Below are 17,430 nucleotides of genomic sequence, written 5' to 3' on the forward strand. Positions count from 1 at the left end.
CACTGCTCTACCAACTCCTTCTGGGCTTCGATGAACTGAAGCAACTCGCTGTCGAATTCTGCGTAACTCTTTGTTTACCAAGGAGTTTTCCGTTTCGACTGCGCCGGAAGTGGGGCGAATTATAGACAGATATAAAACGCCGTCAACACTTAATTTCAGGTTTATTCGGATTTAAGCGTAATACGCGCAAATGCCTTCTTACCGGCCTGGCAAACGTGGGTAGCGCCCAGCTCGTATATAAAGGTGCGATCAACAACCTCACCATCTATACGCACGCCACCGGAACCCAACAGGTCACGCGCAACCGCCGAGTTCTTCACCAAGCCAGCTTTGTTAAGCACTGCAGCGATCGGCATCGCTTCAGCAGCAGTCAGCTCGATCTCCGGCAGATCATCCGGCAACTCGCCATCCTTCATGCGATTGCCTGCCGCACGGTGAGCACTTGCCGCAGCCTCTTCGCCATGAAAGCGCGCCACAATCTCTTCGGCCAACTTGATCTTCACGTCACGCGGATTGGCACCCGCCTCGACGTCAGCACGCAGCGCATTGATCTCATCCATCGAGCGGAAACTCAACAGCTCAAAGTAACGCCACATCAACGCGTCCGGAATTGAAACCAGCTTGCCGTACATCACACCCGGCGCTTCCTGAATACCTACATAGTTACCCAAGGACTTGGACATCTTCTTGACGCCATCCAACCCCTCCAGCAACGGCATGGTCAGAATGCACTGCGCCTCTTGCCCATACGCACGCTGCAACTCACGACCCATCAGCAGGTTGAACTTCTGATCGGTGCCCCCCAACTCAACGTCCGCGCGCAACGCCACCGAGTCATACCCTTGAACCAGTGGGTACAGGAACTCGTGAATCGCGATCGGCTGATTAGTGGAGTAGCGCTTGTCGAAGTCATCGCGCTCAAGCATGCGCGCCACGGTGTACTGGGATGTCAGGCGGATAAAGTCAGCCGGCCCCATCTTGTCCATCCAGGTGGAGTTGAAGGCCACCTCAGTCTTGGCCGGATCCAGAATCTTGAACACCTGAGTCTTATAGGTCTCGGCATTGTCGAGAACCTGCTCACGGGTCAGCGGCGGGCGCGTTGCGCTCTTGCCGCTTGGATCACCGATCATCCCGGTAAAGTCACCTATAAGGAAGATGACTTGATGCCCCAGCTCCTGGAACTGACGCAGCTTATTAATAAGCACGGTGTGACCCAGGTGCAGATCCGGCGCCGTTGGATCGAAGCCAGCCTTAATACGCAGGGGTTGGCCACGCTTGAGCTTTTCGATCAGCTCGGCCTCGACCAACAGTTCTTCCGCACCACGTTTTATCAGCGCTAGCTGCTCTTCAACCGACTTCATAACAGACCCGCAAGGCTCAGATTCAAAAGGGAACCAACCATACAAGATCAGGGACTAATTACAAGTTTTGCCCTGCGCACGGACACCGTTCAGCAAGCCCAGCGTTCGCAAGCTTGCGCCACAGATGATTTGGTTATATTTTATACAGTTATTTCATCTTCATCATGTCATTCATCTTTTCCATTTCATCTTCAAAGTCAAAATTACTTATGACCACAGAACCGTCTAAAGCGCCGCCGCTTTACCCGAAGACCCACCTGCTCGCCGCAAGTGGTATCGCCGCTCTTCTCAGCCTGGCACTCCTGGTATTCCCTTCCAGTGACGTAGAAGCCAAACGAACATCCCTGAGCCTTGACCTGGAAAGTCCAGTTGAACAACTGACACAAGATCAAGACGCTGCTGAAGCGCAACAAGCCACAAATGCACCAACCGAATCACCCTTTGCGCAGATAGAAAGCACTCCCGAAGACACTCAACAAGCCACTCAAGAGCCGCCTGCGGCCGTTGCGGACAAGAACCCCCTGCACCGCGAAGTGATCGTGGCCAAAGGCGACACTCTCTCAACGCTGTTCGAGAAAGTGGGCCTGCCCGCCTCTACTGTTAATGAGGTGTTGGCGAGCGATAAACAAGCCAAACAATTCACTCAGCTCAAGCACGGGCAGAAGCTTCAGTTCGAGCTGGCACCCAACGGTCAGCTGAACAACCTGCACAGCAATGTCAGCGACCTCGAAAGCATCTCGCTGACCAAAGGCGCCAAAGGCTTTGCCTTCAACCGCATCACCACCAAACCGGTGATGCGCTCCGCCTACATACATGGCGTGATCAACAGCTCGCTGTCGCAATCGGCCGCCCGCGCCGGCTTGTCCCACAGCATGACCATGGACATGGCCAGTGTGTTTGGCTACGACATCGACTTCGCTCAGGACATTCGCCAAGGCGACGAATTCGACGTGATCTACGAGCAGAAAGTCGCCAACGGCAAAGTGGTCGGCACCGGCGCCATCCTTTCGGCGCGTTTCACCAACCGTGGCAAGACCTACACCGCCGTTCGCTATACCAACAAACAAGGCAATACCAGCTACTACACGGCTGATGGCAACAGCATGCGCAAGGCGTTCATCCGCACGCCGGTAGATTTCGCTCGCATCAGCTCGCGTTTCTCCATGGGCCGCAAACACCCGATCCTGAACAAGATCCGCGCTCACAAAGGCGTCGACTATGCCGCCCCGCGTGGCACGCCGATCAAAGCAGCCGGCGATGGCAAGGTGTTGCTGGCCGGACGTCGCGGTGGCTACGGCAATACCGTGATCATCCAGCACGGCAACACCTACCGCACGCTGTATGGCCACATGCAAGGGTTCGCCAAAGGCGTGTCCACAGGCAGTAACGTCAAGCAAGGCCAGGTGATCGGCTACATCGGCACCACTGGCCTGTCCACTGGCCCGCACTTGCACTATGAATTCCAGGTGAATGGCGTTCACGTCGATCCATTGGGCCAGAAGCTGCCGATGGCCGACCCGATCGCCAAAGCCGAACGCGCACGCTTCCTGCAGCAAAGCCAGCCGCTGATGGCCCGCATGGACCAGGAGCGCTCTACCCTGCTGGCCTCGGCGAAGCGCTAAGGTATGCCGCGCTATATAGGTGTGATGTCCGGAACCAGCCTTGATGGCCTGGATATCGCCCTGATCGAACAAGACCCGGCGATCAACTTGATCGCCACGCACTACATCCCGATGCCCGAGACCCTGCGCGCCGAGTTGCTAAGCCTGTGCGCCAGCGGCCCGGATGAGATCGCACGTTCAGCGATGGCCCAGCGACATTGGGTAACGCTCGCCGCCGAGGGCATCCACGCCTTGCTGCAACAGCAGAACCTCAAGCCGGAAGACATTCGCGCCATTGGCAGCCACGGGCAGACGATCCGCCATGAACCGGCCCGTGGCTTTACCGTTCAGATCGGTAACCCTGCGCTGCTCACCGAGCTGACAGGCATCACCGTGGTCAGCGACTTCCGCAGCCGCGACGTCGCCGCCGGCGGCCAGGGCGCGCCGCTCGTGCCAGCGTTTCATGAGGCGTTGTTCGGTGAGCGTGCCGGCAACCGTGCCGTATTAAACGTAGGCGGGTTCAGCAACCTTAGCCTGATCGAGACCGGCAAGCCGGTAGCCGGCTTCGACTGCGGCCCCGGAAACGTCTTGCTGGATGCCTGGATTCACCAACGGCGCGGCGAGCACTTTGACCGCGACGGGCAGTGGGCCGCCAGTGGCAAGGTTGAGCCTCAGTTGCTCAGCCGCCTACTCAGCGACCCCTTCTTCCTCACCAAAGGCCCGAAAAGTACCGGACGTGAAGTCTTCAACCTGAGCTGGCTGCAGCAACACCTCGGCACATTACCCGCGTTTAAGCCTCAGGACGTACAGGCAACCCTGCTTGAACTGACGGCGCTGACCATCGTTGAATCCCTGCAAACCGCACAGTCCGCGACTGAAACGCTGCTGGTCTGTGGTGGCGGCGCGCATAACGCCACGCTGATGAACCGTCTGACGGCGCTGCTGCCGTCCACCCAGGTCAGCAGCACCGCCACTTATGGCGTCGATCCCGACTGGGTCGAAGCCATGGCCTTCGCCTGGCTGGCCCATTGCTGCCTTGAAGGCATTGCCGCCAACCGCCCCAGCGTCACCGGCGCACGTGGGCTGCGGGTACTGGGCGCGATTTACCCGGCCTGACTCCCAGACAGCAAAACGCCGCTTAGCCTTTCAAAGCCAAGCGGCGTTTTTTTATCTGCTATGGATCAGATCGAGAACGAAGACCCGCACCCACACGTCGTGGTGGCATTCGGGTTCTTGATCACGAAACGCGAACCTTCCAGACCTTCCTGGTAATCCACCTCGGCACCTGCCAGGTATTGGAAGCTCATCGGGTCCACGACCAGGCTAACGCCTTCGCGCTCGACGATAGTGTCATCATCGGCCACATCTTCATCGAAGGTAAAACCGTACTGAAACCCTGAACAACCGCCGCCCGTAACAAATACGCGCAGCTTCAAGCGATCATTACCCTCTTCATCGACCAGGCTCTTCACCTTGTGCGCAGCACCGTGGGTGAATTGCAAAGCCGTGGGGGTGAAGGACTCAACGCTCATGCTGATAATCTCCCGGCGTACCGCCGCCATATGCGTAATGGCGGGCATTATCCGCTTCTCCTAGAAAAGCGGTCAACTATTGTTACGGTATATCAATCTGCGTTGCCGCCATTAAAAACACAAAAGGCCCGATCAACGGGCCTTTTGCACAGCAGCAGGCAAGCCTTACGGCAGCATGCCCGCGTGGGACAGGCCCAGCTTTTCATCCAGGCCAAACAGGATGTTCAGGTTCTGCACCGCCTGGCCCGAGGCGCCCTTGACCAGGTTGTCGATGACCGACAACACCACCACCAGGTCGCCATCCTGCGGACGGTGCACGGCAATACGGCAGACGTTGGCACCACGCACGCTGCGGGTTTCCGGATGGCTGCCAGCTGGCATTACATCGACGAACGGTTCGTTGGCATAACGCTTTTCAAACAGCGCTTGCAGATCTACCGAACGATCGACCACGGTTGCGTACAGCGTGGAGTGAATGCCACGAATCATCGGCGTCAGGTGCGGCACGAACGTCAGACCGACCTCCTTGCCAGCGGCACGCCGCAGCCCTTGACGAATTTCCGGCAAGTGGCGGTGCCCTTTTACCGCATAGGCTTTCATGCTTTCGGACGTTTCGGAGTACAGCGAACCCACAGCTGCCCCACGACCGGCGCCGCTCACACCCGACTTGCAGTCTGCGATCAGGCGCGAAGTGTCCGCCAGCCCGGCTTCGAGCAATGGCAGGAAACCCAGCTGCGTGGCAGTCGGGTAGCAACCCGGCACCGCGATCAGGCGTGCTTGCCTGATCTGCTCGCGATTGACTTCAGGCAGGCCGTATACCGCCTCTTCCAGCAATTGAGGCGCGCCGTGCGGCTGGCCGTACCATTTGGCCCATTCGTCAGCATCCTGCAGACGGAAATCGGCTGACAGATCGATGACCTTGGTCCCCGACGCCAGCAGTTCACCGGCCAGTGCATGCGCCACCCCGTGAGGCGTTGCGAAAAACACCACGTCACAGGCGCCAAGGGTCTTGATGTCCGGCACGCTGAACGCCAGGCCGTCGTAGTGGCCTCGCAGGTTGGGGTACATATCGGCCACGGCCAGTCCGGCCTCGGATCGGGAAGTGATAACCACCACCTCAGCTTGCGGATGCTGAGCCAACAGACGCAGCAATTCGACACCGGTGTAACCCGTGCCGCCGACGATACCGACCTTGACCATAAACCTGCCCTCAACGAACCCACTGGAAAGCCGCCGATAATAGGGGCCACATCGCCCTGCGACAACCGTCAACGTGACGTACGGGCGCATGAGCCACTACTATCTTCAGTTACCGTGAACCTGGGAATAACTAGAAATGCTCTATCTATGGATCAAAGCCTTCCACATCGTCGCTATCGTCTGCTGGTTTGCCGGGCTGTTCTACCTGCCCCGCCTGTTCGTCTATCACGCCCAAAGTGAAGACACCGTCAGCAAAGAACGCTTCAGCGTCATGGAGCGCAAGCTCTACCGCGGCATCATGGGCCCGGCGATGATCGCCACGCTGATATTCGGCGGCTGGCTGATCTACCTCAACCCTGCCATCTTTCAATCCGGTGCCTGGATCCACGCCAAACTGACCCTGGTCGTGCTGCTCATCGGTTACCACCATATGTGCGGCGCACAGGTAAAACGCTTTGCCCGTGGCGAAAACACCCGCAGCCATGTCTTTTATCGCTGGTTCAATGAAGTACCGGTTCTGATATTGCTGGCTATCGTAATTTTGGTCGTGGTCAAACCGTTCTAACTTCAATCACTCGGGGTACCTCCAATGTCGCTGCCCGCTTTGCTTGAACAACGTCTGCGCCTGCCCGTGGTGGCTGCGCCGATGTTCCTGATTTCCAACCCACAACTGGTACTGGCCTGCTGTCGCAATGGCGTGGTCGGGAGTTTCCCGGCACTGAACCAACGTGAAAGCAGCGGCTTCAAGGCCTGGCTGGAAGAAATCGAAGCGGGCCTGGCGCAGCTGGATAACCCCGCGCCGTATGCCGTCAACCTGATCGTGCACAACAGCAACCCCCGCCTGGAGGCCGATCTGGCGATCTGTGTGGCGCACAAAGTGCCGATCGTCATCACCAGCCTGGGTGCGGTGAAAGAACTGGTCGATGCCGTGCACAGCTACGGCGGTCTGGTGTTTCACGACGTCACCACCCGGCGCCACGCCGAGAAAGCCGCAGAGGCTGGTGTTGACGGCCTGATCGCCGTGGCTGCAGGCGCCGGGGGCCATGCCGGCACCTGGAGTCCGTTCGCGCTGATCGCCGAGATCCGGCAGTTCTTCGACAAAACCCTGCTGTTGGCAGGCTGCCTCAACCATGGCCACGAGATCCTTGCCGCCCAACTGTTGGGCGCAGACCTCGCCTACTTCGGCACACGCTTTATCGGCACCACTGAAAGCCATGCCCCGGATGCGTATAAAGAGATGCTGCTCACATCGCGTGCCGCCGACATCGTGCACACTCCCGCAGTGTCCGGCGTGCCCGCCAGCTTTATGCGCCAGAGCCTGGAAAACGCCGGTTTCGACCTCGCAGCCTTACAGGGCAAAGGCGAAGTCAACTTCGGCTCCAAGCTCAAGCCGTTGAGCGACGAGGCCAAGGCATGGAAAACGGTGTGGTCTGCGGGCCAGGGCGTCGGTGAGATTGACGATCTGCCCGGCGTCGATGAACTGATTGCCCGCCTGGATGCCGAATACCGCAAGGCCCGCGAACAGGCGACACAACTGCGCTGGCCACGCTGATACACTCGCCAGGCCTGCCGATTGAAGCGGGCCGGCAACTCCCCTCCTTTACCAGTGACAAGGATGCCCGCATGAGCGACAACCGTTTCAAGATCGTGTTTGACGGAGCCTTGCTCCCGGGTGTCGAAAGCACCACGGCCAAACTCAACCTCGCCGAGTTGTTCAAGAGCGATGTCGAGTCGATCGAAAAGCTCTTCACCGGACGCCCCGTTGCGCTCAAGCGTGACCTGTCGCGCGCGGATGCAGAGACCTACCTGACTGCGCTGAAAAACGCCGGTGTTGATGCCCGCATCGAAGATGAGCAGCCCGTGGCGTTCAGCCTGGCCGAAACCCATGAAACGCAGACCAGCGCTGCTGATTTTTCGCGCGCCGCCGCCTCGCCTTACGCGCCACCCCGTGCAGCCGTGGGGGATAGCACCGAGGAATTCGCAACGCTCAAGGTTTTCACCATTCACGGGCGTATCGGTCGCCTGCGCTACCTGGCCTGGACGTTGGTATTGACCGTCGCCATGCTGGTCGCCGCGGGCATTATCAGCACCGCCAGTTTCGCCGTCGCCACCGCCTCGCCAATAGCCGGCGCTATTCTCGGCTCGCTGCTGGGTTTCGCGCTGTTTGTTGCACTGGTCTGGATCAGCGTGCAAATCGGCGTGCAACGCCTGCACGATCTGGGCTGGTCTGGCTGGCTGTACTTCCTGAACCTGGTGCCCTTGGTGAACAGCGTTTTCCCGCTGTTGCTGCTGGTGCTGCCCGGTAATCCAGGTGCCAACCAATACGGCCCTCCGCCACCACGCAACTCTACTGCGGTGAAGGTGCTGGCTGCCATGTGGCTGGCGTTCATTCCGGTGATGCTCGCCATCCTGGTCACGCTGGGCATGAACGGTTACCTGAATCAATTCGAAGCCAATATGAGCAATAGCTACGAAAGCAGCTCCATCAATGCCGATGACGACACCGATCAAAGCGTCATCGTCGATGAAGAAGACGGCGCGCAAAGTGCTGACGACGCAGCCGAACCTGTAGACTCTCCAGAACAGTGAGAAACGCCCGGCGCCTGTGATGCCTCTGTCACAGGCCCGGCGGCGTTGCGATGGAGAAAGGCATGACCCGTTACGCTCTGATCACCGGTGCCTCCAGCGGCATCGGCCTGGCCTTGGCCGAAGCATTGGCCCGTCGCGGCCGCAGCTTGATTCTGGTGGCCCGCCAGCGTGATCAGTTGGAAAGCATTGCAATCGAATTGACTCAACGCTTTGGCGTCGAGGTGTTGTTTCGCGCCTGCGATCTGGGCGAGCCGCTGCGCCTGTCCGGGTTCCTGCTGGAGCTTGAAGAGGGCGAGCGGCAGATCGACCTGCTGGTCAACTGCGCCGGCATCGGCACCAGCGGACCGTTCCTGGCCCAGGACTGGATGACCGAACAAGACCTGATCGAAGTCAACATCCTGGCCCTGACCCGTATGTGCCATGCCCTGGGCAATGCCATGGCGCTGCATGGCGGCGGGCAGATTCTTAACGTTGCTTCGGTCGCCGCGTTTCAGCCGGGCCCATGGATGAGCAGCTATTACGCCAGCAAGGCGTATGTACTGCACTTCTCCGAAGGGCTGCGCGAAGAGTTGAAGAGTTGTGGCATCAAGGTCTCGGTGCTGTGCCCCGGCCCCACGCGCACAGCCTTTTTTGGTACCGCGCAAATGGACACCGCCAAACTCGACCGCAGCCAACAACTGATGAGCCCGGAAGAAGTCGCGCTTTATACCGTGCGAGCCTTGGAAAGAAACAAAGCCATCATCATTCCCGGGCGGCGCAACCGTTGGCTGGCGTTCAGCCCGCGCCTGAGCCCCCGCTGGCTGACCCGCAAGATTGCCGGCGCGATCAACAAGGCCTATTGCCCACGTTGACGGCCTGGGTACACTCCCCTGCACTTTCACAATGGAGAAACAGCTGTGGATACTCTGTTCACCAAGATCATCAACAGGGAAATACCGGCGAAGATCATCTATGAAGATGACCAGGTCCTCGCTTTCCACGATATTGCCCCGATGGCGCCCGTGCATTTTCTGGTCATTCCAAAAAAGCCGATCCGCACCCTCAATGACCTCACCGAAGACGATAAAGCCCTGGCCGGCCATATTCTGTTTACCGCTCAGCGTCTGGCTGTTGAACAGGGCTGCGAGAAAGGCTTTCGCGTGGTGATGAACTGCAATGAAGAAGGCGGGCAGACCGTTTATCACATTCATATGCACGTGCTGGGGCAGCGCCAGATGAACTGGCCACCGGGCTGATCAGCCTTCCTGCAGAGGTCGCGGCCCAGTGCTGCGACTTCATGCCCTTGACTCAACGCAAACGCTTCGCCCTCTCTTGCGGTAAACTGGCCGCCGAGATTCTTCCCGGAGGTCAGCATGACTACCCAACGTCACTACTCGCCGATTGACCGTCTGTTGCTGCAAGCCGACATGGCCATGCGCACGCTGTTGCCGTTCAGCGGCCAACCGTACCGCCCATCGCCCGCAATCGTGCAGCCGGATTCGCAGATGAGCGAGACCGACACCCGCCACGTCGTCGGTCTGATGCGCATCAACCATACCGGCGAAGTCTGTGCCCAGGCGCTGTACCAGGGCCAGGCGCTGACCGCCAAGCTGCCGCAGGTGCGCGCGGCGATGGAACATGCCGCCGAGGAAGAAATCGACCACCTGGCCTGGTGTGAGCAGCGCATTCGTCAGTTGGGCAGCCATACGAGCGTGCTGAACCCACTGTTTTATGGTTTGTCGTTTGGTATCGGCGCTGCTGCCGGCCTGATCAGTGACAAGGTCAGCCTTGGCTTTGTCGCAGCGACGGAACATCAGGTGTGCAAACATTTGGATGAACACCTGGAACAGCTGCCGGCCGAAGACGAAAAGTCCCGGGCCATTCTCGAGCAGATGCGCATCGATGAAGAACACCACGCAGAAAGCGCATTGGATGCGGGCGGCTTTCGCTTCCCGGCGCCGGTGCGGTTTGGCATGAGCCTGTTGGCCAAAGTCATGACCAAGAGCACCTATCGCATCTAAGTGCATTGAATCTGACCCACAAAAAAGGGCGCCACACAGGCGCCCTTTTCTTTTACCGCTTGGCGATCAACCCAACTCGATGATTTCATAATCATGAGTGATTGCCACACCGGCCGCGCCCAGCATGATCGACGCCGAGCAATACTTCTCGGCCGACAGCTCGATGGCACGCTTGACCTGGGCTTCTTTCAGCGCCCGGCCCTTCACCACGAAATGCATGTGGATCTTGGTGAACACCTTCGGGTCTTCAGTGGCGCGCTCGGCTTCCAGGAAGGCTTCGCAGCTTTCCACGGCCTGGCGGGATTTCTTCAGGATGCTGACCACGTCGAAATTGCTGCAACCGCCGACACCCAGCAGGAGCATTTCCATCGGACGTACGCCCAGGTTACGGCCACCGGCTTCCGGCGGGCCATCCATGACCACCACATGGCCACTGCCCGACTCACCGAGGAACATGGCTTCGCCCGCCCATTGGATGCGTGCCTTCATCGCCCAGACTCCACTGCTAAAAAAGGGTCGCCAGCTTAGCACAGGGCCTTGGAACCGCAGCGTCCTGCCTTCAAAGCGATCAATGACAGCGTTTGCTCGGTAAATTCCTTAATCGAGGCAGAATGTGTCTGGTAAGCTGGCGCCAATTCAATGGCGCATTGCCATCCTTTGTACAGCGTGTATCAATGCCGACATCGCTGGATAAAAAAATAAATCCAACCACACCGTGCAGTCTTTCCGGGATACAACCATGGTTGCTCTTACTCCCACACCCAAGATCAAGAATCTCGACAAGCTGCTGATGCATTGCCAGCGCCGGCGTTATCCGGCCAAGCACAACATCATCTGCGCGGGCGAACGTTCCGAAACGCTGTTCTTCATCATCAAAGGCTCGGTCACTATCCTGATCGAGGATGAAGACGGTCGCGAGATGATCATCGCCTACCTCAATACCGGTGATTTCTTCGGGGAGCTGGGGCTGTTCGAGCAAGCCGGCAAAGAGCAGGAACGCAGCGCCTGGGTGCGAGCCAAGATTGAATGCGACGTTGCCGAAATCAGTTACGCGAAATTCCGCGAATTGGCCCAGCATGATCCCGACATCCTTTACGCCCTGAGCGGCCAGATTGCCCAGCGCCTGCGCGACACCACACGCAAAGTCGGTGATCTGGCATTCTTTGACGTCACCGGCCGCGTGGCCCGTTGCCTGCTGGAGCTGTGCAAGCAACCGGATGCCATGACCCATCCGGACGGCATGCAGATCAAAGTCACGCGCCAGGAAATCGGGCGCATTGTCGGCTGCTCACGGGAAATGGTCGGTCGCGTACTCAAGGACCTGGAAGAGCGCAACCTGGTGCACGTCAAAGGCAAGACCATGGTGGTGTTCGGTACGCGTTAACCCGCCAGGAAGCCGGCCAGCATCTGACGGTACAAGGTATCCAGCCGGCTGATCGCATCCGGCGCGGGAAAGGCTTCATGCAGTGCGATATGACTGTCGGCACGTACACGCTGGTCGAGGCCGCAGGCTTCATTGAAACGGTTGACCGCTGCAATCAATTCCTCGCGATCGTCATCCAGCAACAGGGCACCGTGCACCAACCCCACCGGGCGGCCGCCGCTCTGTCGCCAGCGCTGGGCGGTGCCCACCATCTTGCGACCGTTGAGGTTGACGTTGTAACGACCGTCGCAAAACGCACCGTCGATTTCACCGACGGACGCGTCACCGCCCAACTCAATCAATAAGTCGCAGATCGGCTGGCACAAACGCTGGTAACCGGTTTCGATGCGCCCTTGATCACCTTCGCTGCGTGGCGGCGCGTACACCAGGGCGATATTGACGGTAGCGCCAGACTGCGGCACCGGCTCACCGCCGGTTTCACGCAGCAACACCGGCCAACCGGCATCGGCTGATACGCGGCTCGCGGCTTCAAACGCGGGCAAGCGGCTCAAGCGACGCGGCATGACCAGCGCTTGGTCGCTGGGCTGCCAGAACAGCAGCCCGAACGCTCGCTCGCCAGCGCAAACGGCCGCCAACAGGTCTTGTTCGGCAGCGAGGCCTGCTTCTACGGTCATCGATAGGGGTTGAATCATCAAACACCTACTTCTCTGAATAGACACAAAACTAATGTGGGAGCTGGCTTGCCTGCGATACAGGCACCTCGGTGTATCAGTTACACCCTGGTGATGCTATCGCAGGCAAGCCAGCTCCCACACAAGCCCGCCCCCACATTGTTGACCGCATTCCAAATCAGTCTAATGTGGAGCCGCTGACCGCCACGCCACGCTCAGGGAAGAACAAACGCTGCAGTTCCGCCCCCGGGTTCTCGGCGCGCATAAAGGTTTCGCCCACCAGGAACGAGTACACACCGCTGATTTCCATCAGTTCCACATCGGCGCGGTTAACGATGCCACTCTCGGTGATCACCAGACGGTCGCGCGGAATTCGCGGCAACAGGTCCAGCGTGTTTTCCAGGCTGACTTCAAAAGTGTGCAGGTTGCGGTTATTGACCCCCACCAACGGTGTATCGAGGGTTTTCAGTGCACGTTCCAGCTCATCACCATCGTGGACTTCCACCAGCACATCCAGGCCAACACTTTTGGCCACGGCTGCCAACTCGGCCATCTTCACGTCATCCAGTGCAGAGACGATCAGCAGCACGCAGTCGGCGCCCAAGGCACGGGCTTCGACGATTTGGTATGGGTCGACCATGAAGTCTTTGCGGATCACCGGCAACTTGCACGCCGCGCGGGCCTGTTGCAGGAACAGGTCGCAGCCCTGGAAGTAGTCGATGTCGGTCAGGACCGACAGGCAGGTTGCGCCGCCCTTCTCGTAGCTCTTGGCAATCTCTTCAGGAATAAAGAGCTCGCGAATCACGCCCTTGCTGGGTGAGGCTTTTTTGATCTCGGCAATGACCGCGGGCTGCTTGTCCTTGGCCCGCTTTATCAGGGCATTGGCAAAACCACGCGGCGCATCGGCGATCTTCGCCTGAGCTTCCAACTCGGCCAGGCTGACGCGGGCGCGACGCTCGGCGACTTCTTCAGCCTTGCGGGCCAGGATTTTTTCCAGAACGGTCGGAACACTCATCCTTCATTCTCCATCTTGAACACCGCAGTAAAGGCACCCAGTTCTTCGAGCTTCTCGCGAGCGAGCCCGGTGTGCAATGCATCATGTGCGAGGGCCACGCCCTCTTTGAGACTGTAGGCGTGATCGGCGGCATACAGTGCCGCGCCGGCATTGAGCACGATCATTTCGGCAGCTTTCTGGCCGTTTTCGGTTTTGCGACGCCCCAGGGCATCCCGAATCAATTCAAGCGAGGCGGCCGGGCTTTCCACCGACAGGCCATGCAGGCTCTGGCTTTTCATGCCGAGGTCTTCGGGCTCGACCCAGTACTCGGTGACTTGGTCGTTCTTCAGTTCCGCCACAAAGGTCGGGGCTGCCAGGCTGAACTCGTCCAAACCGTCTTTGGAATGCACCACCAGCACGTGCTTGCTGCCCAGGCGTTGCAACACCTCGGCCAAGGGGCGGCACAGCGCCTGACTGAACACACCCACCACCTGATGTTTCACACCGGCCGGATTCGTAAGCGGGCCGAGCATGTTGAACAGGGTGCGCAGGCCAAGGTCCTTGCGCGGGCCGGCGGCGTGTTTCATCGCACCGTGGTGGGATTGAGCAAACATGAAGCCAATGCCGACGCTGTCGATGCAGCGCGCCACTTGTACCGGCGTCAGGTTCAGGTAGATCCCGGCCGCTTCCAGCAAGTCGGCACTGCCGCTCTTGCCAGACACCGCGCGGTTACCGTGCTTGGCCACGGTGCAACCGGCCGCCGCGACCACAAAGGAGGAAGCCGTCGACACGTTGAAGATATTCGCACCGTCACCGCCAGTGCCGACCACATCGACCACGCCGTCGAGGGTCTTGAGTTCGACCTTGTCGGCCAGCTCTCGCATCACCGACACAGCGCCGACGATTTCGTCGATGCTTTCGCTCTTCATGCGCATCGCCATCATGAACGCGCCGATCTGCGCCTCGGTGCATTGGCCGGTCATGATCTCGCGCATCACATCGCTCATTTCAGCGGTGCTCAGGTCCAGATGGCCGACGATACGGCTCAGGGCAGTCTTGATATCCATGGAAAGTCCTTAGCGCGTGCCGCCGCTCTGCTTGAGAAAGTTAGCGAACAGCTCGTAGCCCTGCTCGGTCAGGATCGACTCGGGGTGAAATTGCACCCCTTCGATATTCAGTGTCTTGTGGCGCAGGCCCATGATCTCATCGACCGAACCGTCTTCCAGCTGGGTCCAGGCGGTAAGCTCCAGGCACTCGGGCAGGGTCTCACGCTTGACCACCAGCGAGTGGTAGCGGGTGACCGTTACCGGCAGGTTCAGGCCGTGGAATACGCCCAGGTCTTTATGGAACACCGGGCTGGTTTTGCCATGCATCACCTGGCGCGCGCGAACCACATCACCGCCAAAGGCCTGGCCAATGGACTGGTGGCCCAGGCACACGCCCAGGATCGGCAACTTGCCAGCGAAATATTTGATCGCTTCCAGCGACACACCGGCTTCGGTCGGCGTGCAAGGGCCTGGCGAAACCACGATGCGCTCCGGATTCAGGGCGGCGATTTCGGCGACCGTCAGTTCGTCATTGCGCACGACCTTGACCTCGGCACCGAGCTCGCCCAGGTACTGCACAACGTTGTAGGTAAAGGAGTCGTAGTTATCAATCATCAGCAACATGTGGTTCAAACCTCTTGAATTCACTGATTTCGAATGACCGCCTTCCGAGAGTGACCCGCTGCCAGACGCACGTTCCGGTTGCCAGGGTTAGCCGGCAAGGGGCGTCAAAACAACGGGTGAAGAAGGCAAATCGGTACAGGTCCGGCCAAGCCGGCAGAGAAAAATGTCAGGCGCGCCAACGCCAACGGGCGTGTGCCTTGACTACTCGCATCAAGAGTTTGCTGATGATCAACACGGGGAGGGTCTCATTCATACGTTCAGGCACAGTAACGTAGCCTCGCCAGCGGTGCAATATGGAGCCGCGAATACGGGGTAAACACGACGAAATCTTTATAGGAAAAAACTGTTTTCTTCACAGAGAACCCTCACTACATTGCTAGTGTTTCGCTTCCGATACAAAAACAACTAAATGGAATTTTGCATGTTCAGACCTCCGTTTTTCGCACCGCTTGCCGGCTGCCTCTTATCACTGGCCTGCGCGCAGGCGTTCGCAGCCTCCTCACCCTATTCAACCATGGTCGTTTTCGGCGACAGCCTGGCCGATGCCGGTCAGTTCCCGGATGGTTCAAATGGCGCCACGCTGCGCTTTACCAACCGCACCGGCCCGACCTTCCAGGGCGATTACGGCCTGGTTTCGTCGACTTTGCTCGGTTCCCGGCTGGGTGTTGCGCCAAACGACCTGAATGCCTCCACCTCGCCGGTTCGCGCGGCGCAAGGCTTGCCCGACGGCAACAACTGGGCAGTCGGGGGCTACCGTACCGACAACATCCTGGATTCCATTACCTCGGTCTCCAACGCGGCGATTCCGCCTGGCAACCCCGGTGGCGGTACGGTGTTGCGCAGTCGCCAGGGTTATCTGCCGGCAAACGGCGGGCGAGCCGACCCCAACGCGCTGTATTTCCTGTCCGGTGGCGGCAATGACTTCCTGCAAGGCCGCGTCCTCAGCCCAGGCCAGGCTGTTGCTGCCGGCGGGCGCCTGGCCGACAGTGCCCAAGTGCTGCAACAGGCCGGCGCGCGCTACATCATGGTGTGGATGCTGCCCGACCTGGGCCTGACTCCAGCCATCAACGGCACGCCGCTGCAGGCGTCGAGTTCGGCCCTGAGCAACCTCTTCAACCAGTCACTGGTGCAGCGCCTGTCTCAGATCGATGCGCAGATCATCCCGTTGAATATTCCGCTGCTGCTCAATGAAGCCTTCGCCAACCCGGCCCGCTTTGGCCTGGCGACCGGACAAAACCTCACCGGTACCTGTTTCAGCGGCAACAGCTGCACCGCCAACCCGACCTACGGCATTGGCGGCACCAGTCCGGACCCGACCAAGCTGATCTACAACGACTCGGTCCACCCCACCATCGCCGGGCAACGCTTGATCGCCGACTACGCCTATTCACTGCTTGCGGCGCCGTGGGAACTGACCTTGCTGCCGGAGATGGCCCAAGGCACGTTGCGCGCCCATCAGGACGAACTGCGCAACCAATGGCAGGCGGACAACGGCAATTGGCAAGCCGTTGGCCAATGGCGTGCCATCGTGGCCGGTGGCGGCCAGCGCCTGAACTTCGATGATCAAAACAGCTCGGCCAGCGGCGACGGCAGTGGCTACAACCTGAATGTCGGGGGCAGCTACCGGCTCGACGAAAACTGGCGCGTAGGCGTGGCAGCCGGCCTGTATCGGCAGACGCTTGAAGCCGGCGCCAGCGATTCGGACTACAAGCTCAACAGCTACATGGGCACCGCCTTCGCCCAATACCAGCAAAACCATTGGTGGGCGGACGCGGCGTTGACCGGCGGCAAACTGGACTTCGACAGCCTCAAGCGCAAGTTCGCCCTGGGCGTCAGCGAAGGCTCCGAAAAAGGCGACACCGACGGCTGGCTCTGGGCCCTCAGCGGCCGCGTGGGTTACGACATTGCCGGCGCCGGCAGCGACTGGCACCTGTCACCGTTCGTCAGCGCCGACTATGCACGGGTCGAGGTCGATGGCTATTCGGAAAAGGACAGCCGCTCCACCGCACTGACTTTTGACGATCAACAACGCGACTCCAAGCGCCTGGGCGTCGGCTTGCAGGGCAGCTATCGCGTCACGCCGCAAACCCAGGTGTTTGGCGAAGTAGCCCACGAGCATGAGTTCGAAAACGACACACAGAGAGTGAAGATGTCGCTCAACAGCGTGCCAGGGATCGATTTCAAGCTGGACGGCTACACGCCACGCAGCAATTCGGATCGCTTGAGTGTGGGCGTCAGCCACAAGCTGACGCAGGAGCTGGCGTTACGGGCGGCGTATAACGTGAGCAAGGATGACAATTTGACCCAGCAAGGGGTGAGTGTGGGGGTGAGTCTGGATTTCTAAACTGCTTGTAAGATCAGCGAAAAACCAATGTGGGAGCGGGCTTGCTCGCGAAGGCGGTGTATCAGCGACACATCCAGTGACTGA

18 protein-coding genes are annotated in these 17,430 nt (G+C 59.4%); 10 read left to right on the forward strand and 8 right to left on the reverse strand.

The window, feature by feature from the left end; genetic code table 11:
• Positions 1–161 precede the first annotated feature (161 nt).
• Positions 162–1,361: a tyrosine--tRNA ligase gene (gene tyrS, locus AACW30_RS18450; RefSeq protein ID WP_005791998.1), complete on the reverse strand. Its 1,200-nt coding sequence runs from the start codon at positions 1,359–1,361 to the stop codon at positions 162–164.
• Between the two features lie 209 nt (positions 1,362–1,570).
• Here tyrS and AACW30_RS18455 point away from each other — a divergent pair, with 209 nt between their 5' ends.
• Complete coding sequence (locus tag AACW30_RS18455) at positions 1,571–2,983, forward strand: peptidoglycan DD-metalloendopeptidase family protein (RefSeq protein ID WP_179676595.1); 1,413 nt, start codon at positions 1,571–1,573, stop codon at positions 2,981–2,983.
• A gap of 3 nt (positions 2,984–2,986) precedes the next feature.
• Positions 2,987–4,078, forward strand: a complete 1,092-nt coding sequence (locus AACW30_RS18460) for an anhydro-N-acetylmuramic acid kinase (protein WP_200625581.1) — start codon at positions 2,987–2,989, stop codon at positions 4,076–4,078.
• Between the two features lie 65 nt (positions 4,079–4,143).
• On the opposite strand, the gene erpA is transcribed toward AACW30_RS18460, so the two are convergent.
• Entirely contained in the window at positions 4,144–4,494 is a 351-nt protein-coding gene (gene erpA / locus AACW30_RS18465) for an iron-sulfur cluster insertion protein ErpA (protein WP_003176443.1), read from the reverse strand.
• Between the two features lie 165 nt (positions 4,495–4,659).
• A complete protein-coding gene (gene argC / locus AACW30_RS18470; RefSeq protein ID WP_200625582.1) occupies positions 4,660–5,694 on the reverse strand; it encodes an N-acetyl-gamma-glutamyl-phosphate reductase in 1,035 nt (344 codons plus the stop codon).
• Positions 5,695–5,830: 136 nt separating this feature from the next.
• On the opposite strand from argC, the gene hemJ reads away from it, so the two are divergent.
• The 6 genes from hemJ to coq7 all read left to right on the forward strand — a co-directional run bounded on the left by hemJ (position 5,831) and on the right by coq7 (position 10,283).
• Positions 5,831–6,259 (forward strand): protoporphyrinogen oxidase HemJ, encoded by a 429-nt coding sequence (gene hemJ, locus AACW30_RS18475; protein ID WP_119737710.1) that lies wholly within the window; start codon positions 5,831–5,833, stop codon positions 6,257–6,259.
• A 24-nt stretch (positions 6,260–6,283) separates the two neighbouring features.
• Positions 6,284–7,246, forward strand: a complete 963-nt coding sequence (locus AACW30_RS18480; RefSeq protein WP_169367715.1) for an NAD(P)H-dependent flavin oxidoreductase — start codon at positions 6,284–6,286, stop codon at positions 7,244–7,246.
• Positions 7,247–7,317: 71 nt separating this feature from the next.
• Positions 7,318–8,283, forward strand: coding sequence for a DUF805 domain-containing protein (locus AACW30_RS18485; protein ID WP_200625583.1), 966 nt, complete (start codon positions 7,318–7,320; stop codon positions 8,281–8,283).
• Positions 8,284–8,345: 62 nt separating this feature from the next.
• The gene (locus AACW30_RS18490; protein WP_119737706.1) at positions 8,346–9,134 is read left to right on the forward strand and encodes an SDR family NAD(P)-dependent oxidoreductase; all 789 of its coding nucleotides are present in this window, start codon (positions 8,346–8,348) and stop codon (positions 9,132–9,134) included.
• A 45-nt stretch (positions 9,135–9,179) separates the two neighbouring features.
• A complete protein-coding gene (locus AACW30_RS18495; protein WP_106575496.1) occupies positions 9,180–9,518 on the forward strand; it encodes a histidine triad nucleotide-binding protein in 339 nt (112 codons plus the stop codon).
• A 117-nt stretch (positions 9,519–9,635) separates the two neighbouring features.
• Positions 9,636–10,283, forward strand: coding sequence for a 2-polyprenyl-3-methyl-6-methoxy-1,4-benzoquinone monooxygenase (coq7, locus tag AACW30_RS18500; protein WP_124418579.1), 648 nt, complete (start codon positions 9,636–9,638; stop codon positions 10,281–10,283).
• Positions 10,284–10,349: 66 nt separating this feature from the next.
• Here coq7 and AACW30_RS18505 read toward each other — a convergent pair whose 3' ends face one another.
• Entirely contained in the window at positions 10,350–10,772 is a 423-nt protein-coding gene (locus AACW30_RS18505; protein ID WP_005792019.1) for an OsmC family protein, read from the reverse strand.
• A 250-nt stretch (positions 10,773–11,022) separates the two neighbouring features.
• Between AACW30_RS18505 and crp the strand changes: the two genes are divergently transcribed.
• A complete protein-coding gene (crp, locus tag AACW30_RS18510) occupies positions 11,023–11,667 on the forward strand; it encodes a cAMP-activated global transcriptional regulator CRP (RefSeq protein WP_106575498.1) in 645 nt (214 codons plus the stop codon).
• On the opposite strand, the gene AACW30_RS18515 is transcribed toward crp, so the two are convergent.
• The 4 genes from AACW30_RS18515 to AACW30_RS18530 all read right to left on the reverse strand — a co-directional run bounded on the left by AACW30_RS18515 (position 11,664) and on the right by AACW30_RS18530 (position 15,002).
• Entirely contained in the window at positions 11,664–12,359 is a 696-nt protein-coding gene (locus AACW30_RS18515; protein WP_124418580.1) for a lipoate--protein ligase family protein, read from the reverse strand. The two genes, crp and AACW30_RS18515, sit on opposite strands and share 4 nt — an antisense overlap.
• Positions 12,360–12,516: 157 nt before the next feature.
• Positions 12,517–13,353, reverse strand: a complete 837-nt coding sequence (gene trpC, locus AACW30_RS18520) for an indole-3-glycerol phosphate synthase TrpC (RefSeq protein ID WP_200625584.1) — start codon at positions 13,351–13,353, stop codon at positions 12,517–12,519.
• Positions 13,350–14,399 carry an anthranilate phosphoribosyltransferase gene (trpD, locus tag AACW30_RS18525; RefSeq protein WP_200625585.1) on the reverse strand — a complete coding sequence of 350 codons (1,050 nt, stop codon included), beginning with the start codon at positions 14,397–14,399 and terminating at the stop codon, positions 13,350–13,352. Before trpD ends, trpC begins: the two co-directional genes overlap by 4 nt.
• 9 nt (positions 14,400–14,408) lie before the next feature.
• Positions 14,409–15,002, reverse strand: a complete 594-nt coding sequence (locus tag AACW30_RS18530; RefSeq protein WP_094951420.1) for an aminodeoxychorismate/anthranilate synthase component II — start codon at positions 15,000–15,002, stop codon at positions 14,409–14,411.
• A 421-nt stretch (positions 15,003–15,423) separates the two neighbouring features.
• Here AACW30_RS18530 and estP point away from each other — a divergent pair, with 421 nt between their 5' ends.
• The gene (gene estP / locus AACW30_RS18535; RefSeq protein ID WP_200625586.1) at positions 15,424–17,346 is read left to right on the forward strand and encodes an esterase EstP; all 1,923 of its coding nucleotides are present in this window, start codon (positions 15,424–15,426) and stop codon (positions 17,344–17,346) included.
• Positions 17,347–17,430: the final 84 nt, after the last annotated feature.

The sequence above is a fragment of the Pseudomonas sp. MF6747 genome, from assembly GCF_963890955.1.
GTDB lineage: Bacteria > Pseudomonadota > Gammaproteobacteria > Pseudomonadales > Pseudomonadaceae > Aquipseudomonas.

Bases quoted from the DNA above. Each gene is read 5' to 3' on its own strand.
- tyrS (WP_005791998.1), bottom strand. From the start codon at position 1,361: ATGAAGTCGGTTGAAGAGCAGCTAGCGCTGATAAAACGTGGTGCGGAA.
- AACW30_RS18455 (WP_179676595.1), top strand. From the start codon at position 1,571: ATGACCACAGAACCGTCTAAAGCGCCGCCGCTTTACCCGAAGACCCAC.
- AACW30_RS18460 (WP_200625581.1), top strand. From the start codon at position 2,987: ATGCCGCGCTATATAGGTGTGATGTCCGGAACCAGCCTTGATGGCCTG.
- erpA (WP_003176443.1), bottom strand. From the start codon at position 4,494: ATGAGCGTTGAGTCCTTCACCCCCACGGCTTTGCAATTCACCCACGGT.
- argC (WP_200625582.1), bottom strand. From the start codon at position 5,694: ATGGTCAAGGTCGGTATCGTCGGCGGCACGGGTTACACCGGTGTCGAA.
- hemJ (WP_119737710.1), top strand. From the start codon at position 5,831: ATGCTCTATCTATGGATCAAAGCCTTCCACATCGTCGCTATCGTCTGC.
- AACW30_RS18480 (WP_169367715.1), top strand. From the start codon at position 6,284: ATGTCGCTGCCCGCTTTGCTTGAACAACGTCTGCGCCTGCCCGTGGTG.
- AACW30_RS18485 (WP_200625583.1), top strand. From the start codon at position 7,318: ATGAGCGACAACCGTTTCAAGATCGTGTTTGACGGAGCCTTGCTCCCG.
- AACW30_RS18490 (WP_119737706.1), top strand. From the start codon at position 8,346: ATGACCCGTTACGCTCTGATCACCGGTGCCTCCAGCGGCATCGGCCTG.
- coq7 (WP_124418579.1), top strand. From the start codon at position 9,636: ATGACTACCCAACGTCACTACTCGCCGATTGACCGTCTGTTGCTGCAA.
- AACW30_RS18505 (WP_005792019.1), bottom strand. From the start codon at position 10,772: ATGAAGGCACGCATCCAATGGGCGGGCGAAGCCATGTTCCTCGGTGAG.
- crp (WP_106575498.1), top strand. From the start codon at position 11,023: ATGGTTGCTCTTACTCCCACACCCAAGATCAAGAATCTCGACAAGCTG.
- AACW30_RS18515 (WP_124418580.1), bottom strand. From the start codon at position 12,359: ATGATTCAACCCCTATCGATGACCGTAGAAGCAGGCCTCGCTGCCGAA.
- trpC (WP_200625584.1), bottom strand. From the start codon at position 13,353: ATGAGTGTTCCGACCGTTCTGGAAAAAATCCTGGCCCGCAAGGCTGAA.
- trpD (WP_200625585.1), bottom strand. From the start codon at position 14,399: ATGGATATCAAGACTGCCCTGAGCCGTATCGTCGGCCATCTGGACCTG.
- AACW30_RS18530 (WP_094951420.1), bottom strand. From the start codon at position 15,002: ATGTTGCTGATGATTGATAACTACGACTCCTTTACCTACAACGTTGTG.
- estP (WP_200625586.1), top strand. From the start codon at position 15,424: ATGTTCAGACCTCCGTTTTTCGCACCGCTTGCCGGCTGCCTCTTATCA.